A 14764-nucleotide genomic window follows, 5' to 3' on the forward strand; every position below is an offset into this window, starting at 1 on the left:
ACCCCACATGACCAGTCAGTCCACCCTGCAGTCCGTGCCTGCCCTGGGTACGCGCCCTGCCTCCGGCTCGAACCCGAGCCGCGCCGAGACCCGGGAGCAGCTCGCCAAGGCGTCGTACGACCTTCTCGTGATCGGCGGCGGCATCCTGGGCATCTCCACCGCCTGGCACGCCGCGCAGTCCGGCCTCAGGGTGGCACTGGTCGATGCCGGCGACTTCGCCGGTGCCACCTCGTCCGCCTCCTCCAAGCTGCTCCACGGCGGTCTGCGCTACCTGCAGACCGGCGCGGTGAAGCTGGTGGCGGAGAACCACTTCGAGCGCCGTGCGGTCTCCCGCCAGGTGGCCCCCCACCTGGCCAACCCGCTCACGTTCTACCTCCCCGTGTACAAGGGCGGGCCGCACGGCGCGGCGAAGCTCGGAGCGGGCGTCTTCGCCTACTCCGCGCTGTCCGCGTTCGGTGACGGCGTGGGCCACCTGCTCTCCCCCGCCAAGGCGGCGCAGGACGTGCCCGAGCTGCGTACCGAGAACCTCAAGGCCGTGGCCGTGTACGGCGACGACCAGATGAACGACGCCCGCATGGCGCTGATGACGGTCCGCGCGGCCGTCGAGGCGGGCGCGGTCGTGCTCAACCACGCCGAGGTCACCGGCCTGCGCTTCACCCGGCGCCGGGTGACGGGCGCAGAGCTGAAGGACCGTCTGTCCGGCGAGGAGTTCGGCGTCGACGCGCGCCTCGTGCTCAACGCCACCGGCCCGTGGGTGGACCACCTGCGACGGATGGAGGACCCGAAGGCCGCGCCGTCGATCCGGCTGTCGAAGGGCGCGCACCTGGTCCTGAAGCGCACCGCCCCGTGGCGGGCGGCGCTGGCCACCCCGATCGACAAGTACCGCATCACCTTCGCCCTCCCCTGGGAGGACATGCTGCTGCTCGGCACGACCGACGAGGCGTACGAGGGCGATCCGGCGGATGTCGCGGTCAACGACAAGGACATCGCGCAGATCCTCGACGAGGCCGCGTTCTCCATACGCGACCAGCAGCTCGACCGGGACCTGATCACGTACGCCTTCGCCGGTCTGCGCGTGCTGCCGGGCGGTCCCGGCGACACCGCCAAGGCCAAGCGGGAGACCGTGGTGAGCGAGGGCCGGGGCGGGATGCTGTCCATCGCCGGCGGCAAGTGGACCACGTTCCGGCACATCGGACGGACGGTCATGAAGAAGCTGGAGTCGCTGCCGGGGCATCCGCTGGGCGACGACTTCGAGCCGATCTCGTCGCTGCCGAAGCGGCTGCCGCTGCCCGGCGTCGCCAACCCCCGCGCCGTGGCCCACCGCCTGCTGGTGGACCGTCCGGCGCCCGGTCCGCGGATGGCCGCCGACACCGCCAGGCACCTGGCCACGCACTACGGCTCGCTGGCCTTCGACATCGCCCGCCTCGCCAACGAGTCGCCGGAGCTGGCCGAGCGCGTCCACCCCGACGCCCCCGAGATCTGGGCGCAGGTCGTCTGGGCCCGCGACCACGAGTGGGCCGAGACGCAGGACGACGTGCTGCGCAGGCGTACGACGCTGACGATCCGCGGGCTCGCCACGGACGAGGTACGGGCCCGGGTGCAGGGCGTCCTCGACGCCAAATAGCCCCGGACGCACAGCCCTTGGAGGGGCGGTTCCTCGCCGGAGGAGCCGCCCCTCTCCGCTGTGCCCGGGCATCGGCCTATCTTGTCGTACATGTCCGAGAGTTGACGACCCATGAGGCATGTGGGGTAGGAGGGGCATCATGTCGGGCATCGACTTGTCATGAACCTGCGATCCGACGGTCGGATCGCAGTCTCATGGAGGTGTGGGATGCACCGAAGACTCGCCACCGGATTAGCCGCCTCGACCCTCGCCCTGATGACCGTCGCCGGCACGGCCACCGCCGCCACCGCCGCCCCGGCCGACAAGCCCCAGGTCCTGTCCAGTTGGACCCAGACCAGCGCGTCGAGCTACAGCGCGTGGGCCGCCGCGCGCGCCAACCAGTCCGCCTGGTCCGCCTATGGGTTCGACTGGTCCACCGACTACTGCTCCTCCTCGCCGGACAATCCGTTCGGCTTCCCCTTCGCCACGTCCTGCGCCCGCCACGACTTCGGCTACCGCAACTACAAGGCGGCGGGCTCCTTCGACGCCAACAAGCCCCGTCTGGACAGCGCGTTGTACGAAGACCTCAAGCGTGTGTGCCTCAACTACAGCGGCTCGACGAAGTCCGCGTGCGACGGAACGGCCTGGACGTACTACCAGGCCGTTAAGGCGCTGGGCTGACCGGAGCCGCAGACGGGCCGGGGCCGGACGCGGCGCGTGACGCGGCCGGCCTCGTGCGTACGGCACCGCGGCCGCGGGCCGGTTGTCGGTGGCGGCTGGTATCCATGACCGTATGCGCACAGATCAGGCGGATCCGGGTGTGGGAGGAGGACGGCGAGGGCGACGGGGCGTTCGAAGACCCCGACGAGGCCATCGACCGGGTTCTCTCACCACTTCCGCGGGCGGGCGACACCCGGGCGGTGGTGCGGGAGGGGACGGTGGGCCCCGGGTGTTCCCGGGGGCCGATCGGGGCAGTGATCCGTTCACTCCCCCTTGCACGGGGGCTGCGGGCGCCCTCGGGGGACGCCGTAAGGTTGAGGCGTACGTGAGGGCTCGTCGGAAGGAGGCACTGGGTGATCGAGCTCGAGGGGGTTCCCGAGCTGATCGACCCGGTCATGGTGGCCGCGTTCGAGGGCTGGAACGATGCCGGCGACGCCGCCTCCACCGCGGTCGCGCATCTGGAGAAGGAGTGGAAGGGCGAGGTGTTCGCGGCGCTGGACGCCGAGGACTACTACGACTTCCAGGTCAACCGCCCCACCGTGTTCATGGAGGGCGGCGTCCGCAAGATCACGTGGCCCACGACGAGACTGTCGGTCGTCCGGGTCGGCGGCGAGAAGCCGCGCGACCTGGTGCTGGTCCGTGGCATCGAACCGTCCATGCGCTGGCGCTCGTTCTGCAACGAACTGCTGGGCTTCGCCCATGAACTGGGTGTGGAGCTGGTGGTCGTCCTGGGCGCCCTGCTCGGCGACACCCCGCACACGCGCCCGGTTCCGGTCAGCGGTGTCACCTCCGACCCCGACCTGGCCCGCCGCATGGACCTGGAGGAGACCAAGTACGAGGGCCCGACGGGCATCGTCGGCGTGCTCCAGGAGGCGTGCACGCACGCGGGCGTCCCGGCGGTGTCGCTGTGGGCCGCCGTACCGCACTACGTGTCGCAGCCGCCCAACCCGAAGGCGACTCTGGCCCTGCTCAACCGCCTGGAGGACCTGCTCGACCTGCGCATCCCGCTGGGCGAGCTGCCCGAGGACGCGCGCGCCTGGCAGGTCGGCGTGGACCAGCTGGCCGCCGAGGACAGCGAGGTCGCCGAGTACGTCCAGACGCTGGAGGAGGCCCGGGACACCGCCGAGCTGCCCGAGGCGTCCGGCGAGGCCATCGCCCGCGAGTTCGAGCGCTACCTGCGCAGACGGGACGTCAGTCCGCCCGGCGGGCACGCCACTGCGGACGGCGGTGAAGGGACGTCCTCGCCGTCCTCGTACCTGCGGGACAACCCGGGCGGCCGGACCCGTCCCCCGAAGCCGCCGCGGCGCGGCGGTCGGGGAGGCAAGGGCAGCCCGGGCAACACGGGCAGCGGCGAGAGCGGCGACGAGGAGAGCGGCTCCGAGGACTGAGTCCGCCGGCGATCGGGACGGCCGGGACGGCCAGTAGACGGAAGGGGCGGTTCCTCCGGTGTGGAGGAACCGCCCCTTCCGGCGTTTCTCAGGCCTTACAGCGCGACGCCCAGCAGCGCGTCCACGGCGCGCGAGGCGACGCCGGGAGCGCCGGTGTCCGTACCGCCCTGCTCGGCCTGGAGCGCCACCCACCGGTCCACGGCGGCGAGGGCGGCCGGGGAGTCGAGGTCGGCGGCGAGTGCCTCGCGGATCTCCTCGACGAGGGCGTCGGCGGACGGGCCGTCGGGACGGGAGACCGCGGCGCGCCAGCGGCCGAGGCGGGCGGCCGCGTCGGCGAGCACCTGGTCGGTCCACTCCCAGTCGGAGCGGTAGTGGTGGGCGAGCAGGGCGAGCCGGATCGCGGCGGGGTCGACGCCGTCGCGCCGCAGTTGCGAGACGAAGACGAGATTGCCCTTGGACTTGGACATCTTCTCGCCGTGCAGCGCGACCATGCCGGCGTGGACGTACGCCTTGGCCATGGGGAACTCGCCGGTCAGCACCTGGGCGTGCGAGGCGCCCATCTCGTGGTGCGGGAAAGCCAGATCGGAGCCGCCGCCCTGGACGTCGAAGCCCATGCCGAGGTGGTCCAGGGCGATGGCCACGCACTCGATGTGCCAGCCGGGGCGGCCACGGCCGAGCGAGCCGCCGTCCCAGCTCGGCTCGCCCTCGCGGGCGGCCATCCACAGCATCGGGTCGAGCGGGTTCTTCTTGCCCGGGCGCTCCGGGTCGCCGCCGCGCTCGGCGGACAGCAGCCGCATCGCGGCGGCGTCGAGGTTCGAGACCTGGCCGAAGTGCGGGTCGGACTCGACGGAGAAGTAGATGTCGCCCTCGAGGTCGTAGGCGGCGCCCAGGTCACGCAGCCGCTCCACGAGCGGCACGATGCCGGGTATCGCCTCGACGGCGCCGATGTAGTGCTGCGGCGGGAGCATCCGGAGGGCGGTCATGTCCTCGCGGAAGAGGGCCGTCTCCTTCTCGGCGAGGGCGACCCAGTCGACGCCGTCGCGGTCCGCGCGCTCCAGGAGCGGATCGTCGACGTCGGTGACGTTCTGGACGTAGTGGACCTGGCGCTTGGTGTCGAGCCACACGCGCTGCACGAGGTCGAACGCGTTGTAGGTCGCCGCGTGACCGATGTGGGTCGCGTCGTACGGGGTGATGCCGCAGACGTAGATACGGGCGACGGGACCGGGGTCGAGGGTCACAGGACCACCGGTCGCGGTGTCGTGGATCCGGAGGTCGCGGCCCTTGCCGGGCAGGGCGGGGACCTCGGAAGCGGGCCAGGCATGCATGTACATGAGCCTAACCGGCCGCGAGTTCGGTATACGAACCGGACCGCTGTGAATGACCGGAAAGGCGATCTTGCGCGGGGCGCCGCCGTGTGCTGCGCCGCCGGACGGCTGCCGCGGCCCCGGCTATACCGGCGGCCAGGGGATCGGCGGCCACTCCCCGCCCGGCTCCGGGTGCCTGCCCGAGCTCAGCAACGCGTCGACCCGCGCGCGCGTGGCCTTCAGTTCCGCACCGGTGATCAGGTGGGCCAGACGGGTGCCCAGCGCGCCGCCGTCGCCCAGGGCGGCCTTGAGGCCCTGGAGCGCGGCGACGGCGTCGTCGGTGAGGGGCTCGCCCGCCCAGCCCCACAGCAGGGTGCGCAGCTTGTTCTCGACGTTGAAGGTGACGCCGTGGTCGATGCCGTACAGGCGTCCCCCGGCGGCCGGCAGCAGATGGCCGCCCTTGCGGTCCGCGTTGTTGATCACCGCGTCGAGGACGGCGAGCCGCCGCAGCCGCTCGTCGTCGGCGTGCACGAGCAGCGCGGTCCGGCCCTCGCCGACGTCGGCGAGGCCGATCGCCTTCCAGCCCGGTCCGGGCTCCTCGCCGTCCACCAGGGCGAGCAGCTCGCCGTCGGGGACCGGGTCGATCCACAGCTGGCACATGCCCTCGCCGTACGGCCCGTCCCGCAGCACGGTGGGCGGCACCAGGCCCCAGCCGGTGGCCTCGGAGACCTCGTACGTGGCCGTTTCGCGCTCGGCGAGGGTGCCGTCGGGGAAGTCCCACAGCGGGCGCTCGCCGGCGATGGGCTTGTAGATGCAGGACGCCGTACGCCCGTCGTGGGCGACCGTGCAGAACAGGGCCGCGTTGGACGCCTCACGGATGCGGCCGCGCACCGTCAGCTCGCCCTCGGCGAGCAGTTCGACGGCGCCGTCCTCGGACGTCACGCTCTCCTCGGGCGTCACGCTCCGCGGCGGTATCCGTTCTGGCGCGGACATACGTGTCCTTCCGGGTCGAGCGGGAGGCTGCACAGCGGGCACGGCGGCCTTCCGGCGTTGACGACGTCGAGGGCCCGCTTGGCGAAGGCCCTGGCCTGCGCGCCGGTGAGCCGGACCCGCAGCATCGGAGGGCCGTTCTCCTCGTCCTGGAGCAGCCGCTCCTCGGCCTGGGCGAGGTCCTCGTCGGACTCGGCCTCCAGCTCGACCAGCGCCTGGGCCTCGACGACCATGCGCTGCTCCTCGCCGTCCCAGGCGAGGGCCATGGTGCCGACGCGGAACTCCTCCTCGAGGGGGGTGTCCAGCGGGTCGGTGTCGGAGATCTCGGCCGGCGCCACCGCGGGCACCGGCGCGCTGCCGCCGCTGCGCCGCACGACCTCGTCGAGGAGTTCGTCCATGCGCTCGGCGAGGGCGGCGACCTGGGTCTTCTCCAGGACCACGCTGGTCACCCGGGGGCCGGCGGTGGCCTGGAGGAAGAACGTACGGCGTCCGGGCAGCCCGACCGTGCCCGCCACGAAGCGGTCCGGGGGGTCGTAGAGGAACACCTGACGGGACACGTCCTGTCTCCATGGGATCTAGAGTGCGTGAGGATCCATGCGTGCACGCGGTGATGTCTACCGCAACCGCTTCACCCTACTGCGCTCGCCGATCACGGTGCGCCCGCACCGCCCCCCACCGGTGCGTCTCCCCCGTCCTGCCCGCCTTCCACGGGCGGTTCCTCCCTCGGTACGAGGGAGGCGAAGTCCCCGGTCTCGCCGAGGCGGACGAGGAACGGCCGCAGGCGCGTGTAGCGGATCGCGGTGACGGAGCACGGCTCGACGGAGATCCGCTGGAACAGGTCGAGGTGCATGCCGAGCGCGTCGGCGACGAGGGACTTGATGATGTCGCCGTGCGAGCACATGAGATAGACGGCGTCGGCGCCGTGGTCGCGCTCCACGCGCGCGTTCCAGTCGCGTACCGCCTCGACGGCCCGGGCCTGCATGGCCCGCATGGACTCGCCGCCGGGGAAGGCGGCCGCGGAGGGGTGCGCCTGGACGACGTCCATCAGCGGCTCGTCCTTCAGCTCGGCGAGCTTGCGGCCTGACCAGTCGCCGTAGTGGGCCTCCCCGATGCGTTCGTCGGTGTGCGCCGTCAGTTCCGGCCGGGCGTCGAGCAGCGGCTGGACGGTCTCCCGGCAGCGCTGGAGGGGGCTGGTGACGACCTCGCGGAGCGGCAGCGCGGCGAGCCGGCCGGGCAGCGCCGCGGCCTGCCGGGCGCCGCGCTCGTCGAGGGCGACGCCGGGCGTCCAGCCGGCGAGCAGTCCCGCGGAGTTGGCGGTCGAGCGTCCGTGCCGGACGAGGATCAGCGTGGGCATGCGGCCCAGAGTAGGCGGCCCGTAAGGGGATGCGTCCAGCGCCGTACGACGGAAGAATGCACCGCGTGATCTTCGACTGTGCCCTTTACCGCGACGGGCGTCGCACCGACGGACCCGCGGAACCCGCCAAGGCCCTTGAGGAGGCGCGCGACACGGACGGCGCCTTCGTGTGGCTCGCCCTGCACGAGCCGACGGCGCAGGAGTTCGACAGCGTCAAGAACGTGTTCGGGCTGCACCCGCTGGCCGTCGAGGACGCCCTGAAGGCCCACCAGCGGCCGAAGCTGGAGGTGTACGACGATTCCCTCTTCATGGTCCTCAAGCCGGTCTTCTACGAGCCCGAGAGCGACGCCGTCTCCACCGGCGAGGTCATGGTGTTCATCGGCGACTCGTTCGTGGTGACCGTCCGGCACGGCAAGGCCTCGGCGCTGACGGAGGTTCGGAAGCGGCTGGAGACTCATCCCGAGAAGCTGCGGCACGGGCCGACGTCGGTGCTGCACGCGACCGCGGACGCCACGGTCGACGCCTACATGGAGGTGGCGGCCGAGCTGAGCAACGACCTGGACGAGCTGGAGGCGGAGGTCTTCTCCCCCTCCGACTCCGGCTCGCGGGGCACCGCGTCCAGGATCTACACGTTCAAGCGGCAGATCCTGAAGTTCCGCCGGGCGACGGTGCCGCTGGCGCTGCCGCTGACCCATCTCTCGGGCGGGGAGGCGGGCGGCACGGCGGTGCCGTTCGTGGACGACGCGGCGCGGCCGTTCTTCCGTGACGTCAACGACCACCTGACGCGCGTGAACGAGTCCGTGGAGGGTCTGGACCGGCTGGTGTCCGACATCCTGTCCGCGCATCTCGCGCAGATGAGCGTCCGCCAGAACGACGACATGCGGAAGATCTCCGCGTGGGCGGCGATGGCCGCGGTGCCCACGCTGATCGCAGGCATCTACGGCATGAACTTCGACCACATGCCCGAGCTGCACTGGATCTGGAGCTACCCGGTGGTGTTGTGCGTGATGGCGGTCCTGGAGGTGCTGATGTTCCGGGGCTTCAAGCGGCGGGGCTGGTTGTAGGGCGGCTTCAATCGTCCCTCCCTCCTTCGGTCGTCTCCGCCTTCGGTCGTCCCCGCCGTCAGGCGTACTCGGTCGCCGCGGGCGCGGGGCCGCCCAGCGCGTCGCGTCGTTCGGGCATCCGCAGGGAGACCATGCGGTGCCAGCCGACGGCCCGCTCGTAGGCGTACCGGGCGTGGATGCCCGCGGCGAGGAGCGCGGACCTGGCCCGCGACCAGCCGAGGATGCACGCCATGTGGGCCATGACGGCGAGGCTGACGTCGCGGTGCACCCGGATCTCGGCGAGGGCGCACGCGCGCAGCGCCCGCAGGATGGCCGGGCCGTGCCCCGCGCGCGCGAGGCGCAGCAGTTCCTCGTGACAGTAGGCGAGGTGGTTGTCCTCGTCGTGGGAGATCATCCGCACGGCGCGACCGACGTCGGGGTGGTCGCCGAAGTGCCGGCACAGCAGCTCCATCTGCTCGGAGGCGCGCTGCTCGGTGACCCGGCTGTGGGCGAGGTAGACGACGATGTCCTGTTCGGTGAGCGGCTCGTCGCGCCTGAGCTTCTCGTGCGCGAGACCGATCCCCTGCCGCTCCAGGAGCATCGTGTAGTCGGTCTCGGGCGGTACGGGGACCGGGTGGAGGCCGCGCTTGCGCAGCAGGGCGTTGAAGATGCGCCCGTGCTTGTCCTCGTCCGCGCCGTGCCGGGTGATCTTGGGGGCGAGCGCGCGCCGGCTCTGCGGTACCAGTGCGGCGATCCGGCTGTTCTCCCAGCCGCCCTGCGCCTCCCCGCCGGCCGCGATGGAGCAGAAGAGCCGGAAGGACTCGTCGTTGTCGAGGATCTCCTGGAACAGACTCCTGGCCGACAGCATGAGGGCCACCTCTCCGCAGCATCCGCAGGGCTCCGCGAAGTCCGAGTCAAATGCGCGGGGAGAGGGGCTGCAACAGCTGTGTCCGACAACTCGGCCGAACGGGGGACTCCACGGCCGTGGCGCGGGCCCGTAACCGCTCGGGCGCCCGCGCGTTGTCCTCCGTGACGGCCGTGGCGGGGAAGACCCCCCGAGCCCCCACCACGGCCGCAGAAATCTTTCCGACGCCTCGCTGCCTACGCGAGACCGGCGCGCTCCAGGGCGTCGGTGCCGGCTCGCAGGGAGGTGAGCCGCTCGTCGAGGGTGAAGCCGGCGGGGGCGAGGCTCAGCGTGGTGACGCCGGCCGCGGCGTAGGCCTTCATCCGGTCGGCGATGCGGCCGACGGAGCCGAGCAGCGTGGTCTTGTCGATGAGGTCGTGTGGTACGGCGGCCGCGGCGCCGTGCTTGTCGCCGGAGAGGTACTTCTCCTGGATCTCGGCGGCCTCCTTCTCGTATCCCATGCGCCGGGCGAGCTGGTTGTAGAAGTTCTGCTTGAAGCTGCCCATGCCGCCCACGTACAGGGCGGTGTAGGGGCGGAAGGTGTCGGCGAGCCGGGCCACGTCCTTGTCGTCGCCTACGGCGAGCGGGAGGGTCGGGCAGATGTCGAAGCCGTCGAGGGTCTTGCCGGCCTTCTCGCGGCCCGCGCGCAGGTACTTGACGGCGGTCTCCTCCAGGTGCTCGGCGGAGGGGAAGATGAGCAGCGCGCCGTCGGCGATCTCGCCGGTCTGCTCCAGATTCTTCGGGCCGATCGCCGCGATGTACACCGGGATGTGCTCGCGCTGCGGGTGCACGGTCAGCTTGATCGGCTTGCCGGGGCCGCCGGGCAGCGGCAGCGTCCAGTGCTCGCCCTCGTACGACAGGCGCTCGCGGGTCAGCGCCTTGCGCACGATCTCGACGTACTCGCGCGTGCGCGCCAGCGGCTTGTCGAACTTGACGCCGTACCAGCCCTCGGAGACCTGCGGGCCGGAGACGCCGAGGCCGAGCCGGAAGCGGCCGCCGGAGAGCGAGTCGAGCGTGGCCGCGGTCATCGCGGTCATCGCGGGCTGGCGGGCGGGGATCTGGAAGATGGCCGAGCCGACGTCGATGCGCTCGGTCTGTGCGGCGACCCAGGTGAGCACGGTGGCCGCGTCCGATCCGTACGCCTCGGCCGCCCAGCACACGGAGTAGCCCAGCCGCTCGGCCTCCTGTGCCACGGCCAGATTGTCCGCGTCCATCCCGCCACCCCAGTAACCGAGGTTGATCCCGAGCTGCATCGCCGATCCCCTTACCCGTGAGTAACGTGCCTGTGGCGCAGACACTAGCGCGCGGGGAGGCCGCCCCGGGAGAGCCCCGGGCGGCCCGAAACCTGTGTCCACAAGGGAGTTCGGTTGTCCACAGGCAACCCACGGCAGCAGTCATGGCCAGTAATCTCGCGGACATGGAGCAGAGGCATCTCGGCCGAACCGGCCTGCGCGTGTCCCGGATCGGGCTCGGCACCCTCACCTGGGGCCGGGACACCGACGAGCACGACGCCGCGGACTTGCTGAAGGCGTTCTGGGAGGCGGGCGGCAACCTCGTCGACACCGCGGACGTGTACGGCGCCGGGGAGTCCGAGTATCTGCTGGGCAAGCTCATGGAAGGCCTCGTGCCACGCCGGGACCTGGTCATCTCGACGAAGGCGGGGAGTGTGCCGGACCCCGAGCGCCGGTTCGACGGCTCGCGCGGCCATCTGCTCGCCGCGCTCGACGCCTCCCTCGCCCGCCTCGGCACCGACTACGTCGACATCTGGCACATCCACGCCTACGACCCCGACACCCCGCTGGAAGAGACCCTCCAGGCCCTCGACCTCGCCGTCAGCAGCGGCCGCGCGCGCTACGCCGGGGTCTCCAACTTCTGCGGCTGGCAGCTCGCGAAGGCGGCCACCTGGCAGCTCGCGGCGCCGGGTACGCGCACCCGGCTGGCGAGCACGCAGATGGAGTACTCGCTGCTCCAGCGCGGGATCGAACGCGAAGTGCTGCCCGCCGCCCAGGACCTGGGCGTGGGTCTGCTGCCCTCCTCGCCGCTCGGCCGCGGCGTCCTGACCGCCAAGTACCGCCATTCCACGCCCTCGGACTCGCGCGGCGCCTCGGAGCACCTGGCGCCGTTCGTCGCCCCGTACCTCGACGACACGGCACGGCAGATCGTGGAGGCGGTGACGACGGCGGCGGACGGCCTCGCCGTGACGCCGCTTCAGGTGGCCCTCGCCTGGGTGCGGGACCGGCCCGGCGTGGCCGCCCCGATCGTCGGCGCGCGCAACGTCCAGCAGCTCACGGGGGCGCTGTCAGTGGAGGCGCTTAGTCTTCCTGACGAGATCTGCCGGGCGCTCGACGATGTGTCGGCGCCCCTGCACCGCTATCCCGATCACGACTGGAGCACGCTGTGAGCACGGACCCGGAGACCACGGAGAACGCCGAGCCGGGGACCCCGGACGACCGGACGCCGGAGGCGGGGACGGACGCTGACGGTGCCGCGGCGCCGGGTGCCGGCGAGGGCGCGGCGGACGACGGCTCGCTGGCGGGGGACGACGCCGGGACCGAGGGCGGCGACGCGGAGACGGGCGCGGGCACCGCGGGCACGGACACGGACGCGGGCACGGACACGGGCACGGACGGGGACTCGGACGACTCCGCGGCGCAGCGTTCCGCGGCCGAGGCGGAGCTCGCGGCTCAGCGGATCGAGCGGGAGCGGATCGAGCGGCGCAAGGCCGAGAGGCAGGGGCCCGTCGAGAGCGGCGGCAAGCTCAGCGGCCAGGCCGCCGATCTGCTCGCGGCCGTACGGGCGGTGGAGAGCGGCAAGAAGTCCGCGGCCCCCGTCTTCAGCGAACCGCAGCCGCGCCGCGCGGCTCCCGAGCCCGAACGCCGGCCACAGCCCGCCCCCGCCCCGGAAGCCGTCGCTCCGGCGGCTCCCGCGGCGGAAGCCGTCGACGCCGTCCGGCGCGTCCTCGCCGACGGCGGGGCCCCGGAGGCCCTCGCTCCGCAGGCCGCCGCGCTCCTCGGTGAGGGGGCGGACGCCCTGCTGCGGGAGGACCCCTGGCAGTTGCTGCGGCTCGGCGGCGTACGGCCGGAGCAGGCCGACGGGTTCGCGCGGGCGCTGCTCGGCGCGCAGTGCGGTCCGGACGACGAGCGCCGGGGCCGGGCGATGACCCTCTGGCTGCTGGAGCAGGCGGCGCTGGCCGGACACACCGCCCTGGAGATGCCCGCGCTCGCTGCCGCGCTGCGGCAGCGGGGTGTGCCCGATCCGGCCGCGGCCGTGCAGAGCACGATCGCCGAGGGCGACGCCCTGGTCTTCCAGGACGCCCTTGAGGAACCGGGAGCCCCGGCCGCTCAGGACGACGCTCAACAGGACGACGAGGAAGGCGACGAGGAGCGCCCCGTACGCGTGCTGGTCGGCCTGGAGCGGTATGCGCTCGCCGAGGAGAGCCTGGCCGACGGACTGGCCCGGCTCGTCAACTCCCCGCCCAAGGAGGCCTCGCAGCCCTGGGAGTCGGCCGCCGCCTCCCTCTCCGGCAGTGCGGCCGAACTGGCGCGTGCCGTCGCCGTGCACAGCCTCGTGCTGCACACCGGCGGTGAGGCGGCCGGCGCCGAGCCGGCCGCTCTGCTCGCAGCGGCGCGCGCCGCGGGGCTGAGCGCCGTCGCGGCCGCCCACACCCCGGACGGCGGCCGCCGCTTCGCCGCCCTGCCGGCGTCCGGTGACGACTCGTCCGCCGTCGTCACCGTCCCTGGGCTGCTGTCCGGCGCCGAGGGACCGGGCCGGGACGCGGACGGCGCCCTGGAGCTCGATCTCCTCGTCGTCCTGGATGCGCCGCAGCTCGACGTGGAGAGCGCGGCGATGCTCGTGGAGTCGCTGCCCGACGGCGCCCGGCTGGTGCTGAGCGGGGACCCGGCGGTGCTGTGGTCGGCCGGACCCGGCCGGGTCTTCGCCGACCTCCTCGCGGCCCGTGCCTGCCCGCAGATCGCCTCGCGCACTCCCGACCCCGGCCCCCTCGGCGAGCTCGTCTCCGGCATCGGCATCGGCGAGCTGACCCAGGTCGAGGCGCCCGGCAAGGAGGTCGTCATCGTGCCGGTGCGGGACGCGGGCGAGGCCGTGCACCGGACCGTGCAGCTGGTCGCGGACTCGGTGCCGCGCGCCATCGGCATCCCGGCGGAGCGGACGGTCGTGATCACGCCGGGGCACGGCGGTGCCGCGGGCACCCGCGCGCTCAACGCGGCCCTCAAGCAGCGCCTCAACCCGGGCCCCGGCCGCTTCGGCGGCTTCGATCCCGGTGACCGGGTGGCCTACTCCCCCGCGCCGGGCCGCACGCTCCCGGGGGAGGTGGTGAAGGCCGACGCCGAGGGACTGCACCTGTCGTGCGCGGGCGTCCTCGTCGTCGTACCGAGAGAGCGGGTCGAGCGGTCCGTACGGCACGGGTGGGCGCTGACCGCGCATCAGGCGGCGGGCGGCCGCTGGCCGGCGGTGGTCGTGGTGCTGCCCGGCGACGCGGCGCAGGCTCTCAGCCGACCGTGGGTGTACACGGCGTTCAGCCGCGCGGAACGTCATCTGTCCGTGGTCCACGGCGTGGACCAGGCGCTGCCGAGAGCGGTCGCCGAGGTCCCGGCCAAGCCGCGGACGACGCGTCTGCAGGTCCTGCTGACGACGCAGGTGCCCGCGTCCTGACGCGGGGCGGTGGCGGTGCCGCACGGGCCCGATGGGCCGGTCCGGCACCGCCCCGGGATCAGCGCCCGCGACCCCGGTCCGACGCGTCCGCGTCCTCGTCGCCGTCCTCGCCGTCCTCGCCGTCCTCGTCGTCCTCGGTCTCGTCCTGCTCCTCGTCGAAGACCGCGCTGACGTCGAAGCGGCAGACCACGTGCTCCGGGTCGATCTCGTCGAACGGCGCCTCCAGCCACTCGCCCGGGTCGGCAGGCTCGTCGGTGGCGGTGACCCAGAGGGTGGAGTCGCCCTCCTCCAGCCCGAACTCCTTGTGCCGCGAGGCGATCTCGTCCGGCTCGAACTCGCCGAACAGGATGCCCAGCGCGCCGTGCACCGTGCTCGCGGCGTCCTCGCCGGTGCCGACGGCCTCGCCCTCCTCGGCCGCCTCGACCCGCTCGGCCTGGGCCAGCAGCCGCTGCGGCTCCACCACGGCGTAGTCCCGGCGGATCAGCACGCTGAGGGCGTGCGGTTCCTCGGGGCCCGCGTACGGCGGCAACGCCTCTTCGGCACCGGGGATCTCGAAGGGGGTGACCTCGTCGTAACGGTCGTAGAGCAGCTCGTCGTAGACCTCGGCGGCCGCGGCGAGCTCGTTGAACGCCTCGTAGACAGCCGGATCGTCCTCCCCGGACCTGCGTTCGACCGCGGCCAGGTGGCGGTCGAGCGCGGTCTTGACCGCCTCGGCGGCGGCGCGTACCTCGGCAGCGGTGGGCTGCGCAGCATCAGACATAGTGCAGACGCTATCCGTACCGGGCGT

General features: G+C 72.8%; 13 protein-coding genes. 6 read left to right on the plus strand and 7 right to left on the minus strand.

The window, feature by feature from the left end:
* Positions 1-7: 7 nt before the first annotated feature.
* The 3 genes from QFZ74_RS05990 (at position 8) to QFZ74_RS06000 (ending at position 3711) form a co-directional block, all read left to right on the plus strand.
* Positions 8-1624, plus strand: coding sequence for a glycerol-3-phosphate dehydrogenase/oxidase (locus tag QFZ74_RS05990; RefSeq protein ID WP_307619730.1), 1617 nt, complete (start codon positions 8-10; stop codon positions 1622-1624).
* A 207-nt stretch (positions 1625-1831) separates the two neighbouring features.
* Positions 1832-2284: a phospholipase gene (locus tag QFZ74_RS05995; RefSeq protein WP_307619731.1), complete on the plus strand. Its 453-nt coding sequence runs from the start codon at positions 1832-1834 to the stop codon at positions 2282-2284.
* Between the two features lie 392 nt (positions 2285-2676).
* Positions 2677-3711, plus strand: a complete 1035-nt coding sequence (locus tag QFZ74_RS06000) for a PAC2 family protein (protein ID WP_307619732.1) — start codon at positions 2677-2679, stop codon at positions 3709-3711.
* 95 nt (positions 3712-3806) lie between these two features.
* On the opposite strand, the gene mshC is transcribed toward QFZ74_RS06000, so the two are convergent.
* The 4 genes from mshC to QFZ74_RS06020 all read right to left on the minus strand — a co-directional run bounded on the left by mshC (position 3807) and on the right by QFZ74_RS06020 (position 7359).
* A complete protein-coding gene (gene mshC, locus QFZ74_RS06005) occupies positions 3807-5036 on the minus strand; it encodes a cysteine--1-D-myo-inosityl 2-amino-2-deoxy-alpha-D-glucopyranoside ligase (protein WP_307619733.1) in 1230 nt (409 codons plus the stop codon).
* A 123-nt stretch (positions 5037-5159) separates the two neighbouring features.
* Complete coding sequence (locus QFZ74_RS06010) at positions 5160-6008, minus strand: SCO1664 family protein (RefSeq protein ID WP_307619734.1); 849 nt, start codon at positions 6006-6008, stop codon at positions 5160-5162.
* A complete protein-coding gene (locus tag QFZ74_RS06015; protein ID WP_307619735.1) occupies positions 5972-6562 on the minus strand; it encodes a DUF3090 domain-containing protein in 591 nt (196 codons plus the stop codon). The genes QFZ74_RS06010 and QFZ74_RS06015 overlap by 37 nt, the downstream gene beginning before the upstream one ends.
* Before the next feature lie 92 nt (positions 6563-6654).
* Positions 6655-7359, minus strand: a complete 705-nt coding sequence (locus tag QFZ74_RS06020; RefSeq protein ID WP_307619736.1) for a histidine phosphatase family protein — start codon at positions 7357-7359, stop codon at positions 6655-6657.
* A gap of 65 nt (positions 7360-7424) precedes the next feature.
* Between QFZ74_RS06020 and corA the strand changes: the two genes are divergently transcribed.
* Entirely contained in the window at positions 7425-8423 is a 999-nt protein-coding gene (gene corA, locus QFZ74_RS06025) for a magnesium/cobalt transporter CorA (protein WP_307619737.1), read from the plus strand.
* A 58-nt stretch (positions 8424-8481) separates the two neighbouring features.
* On the opposite strand, the gene QFZ74_RS06030 is transcribed toward corA, so the two are convergent.
* Positions 8482-9270, minus strand: coding sequence for a ferritin-like domain-containing protein (locus QFZ74_RS06030; protein WP_307619738.1), 789 nt, complete (start codon positions 9268-9270; stop codon positions 8482-8484).
* Between the two features lie 233 nt (positions 9271-9503).
* Complete coding sequence (locus QFZ74_RS06035) at positions 9504-10559, minus strand: LLM class F420-dependent oxidoreductase (protein ID WP_307619739.1); 1056 nt, start codon at positions 10557-10559, stop codon at positions 9504-9506.
* Between the two features lie 164 nt (positions 10560-10723).
* Between QFZ74_RS06035 and QFZ74_RS06040 the strand changes: the two genes are divergently transcribed.
* Together QFZ74_RS06040 and QFZ74_RS06045 are read left to right on the plus strand one after the other, a co-directional pair.
* Positions 10724-11707 (plus strand): aldo/keto reductase, encoded by a 984-nt coding sequence (locus QFZ74_RS06040; protein ID WP_307619740.1) that lies wholly within the window; start codon positions 10724-10726, stop codon positions 11705-11707.
* Positions 11704-13977 (plus strand): ATP-binding domain-containing protein, encoded by a 2274-nt coding sequence (locus QFZ74_RS06045; protein ID WP_307619741.1) that lies wholly within the window; start codon positions 11704-11706, stop codon positions 13975-13977. Before QFZ74_RS06040 ends, QFZ74_RS06045 begins: the two co-directional genes overlap by 4 nt.
* Positions 13978-14035: 58 nt before the next feature.
* Here the strand turns inward: QFZ74_RS06045 and QFZ74_RS06050 are convergent, their stop codons facing one another.
* Entirely contained in the window at positions 14036-14737 is a 702-nt protein-coding gene (locus tag QFZ74_RS06050) for a hypothetical protein (RefSeq protein ID WP_307619742.1), read from the minus strand.
* Between the last annotated feature and the right edge of the window lie 27 nt (positions 14738-14764).

The organism is Streptomyces sp. V3I7 (assembly GCF_030817495.1).
Classification (GTDB): domain Bacteria; phylum Actinomycetota; class Actinomycetes; order Streptomycetales; family Streptomycetaceae; genus Streptomyces.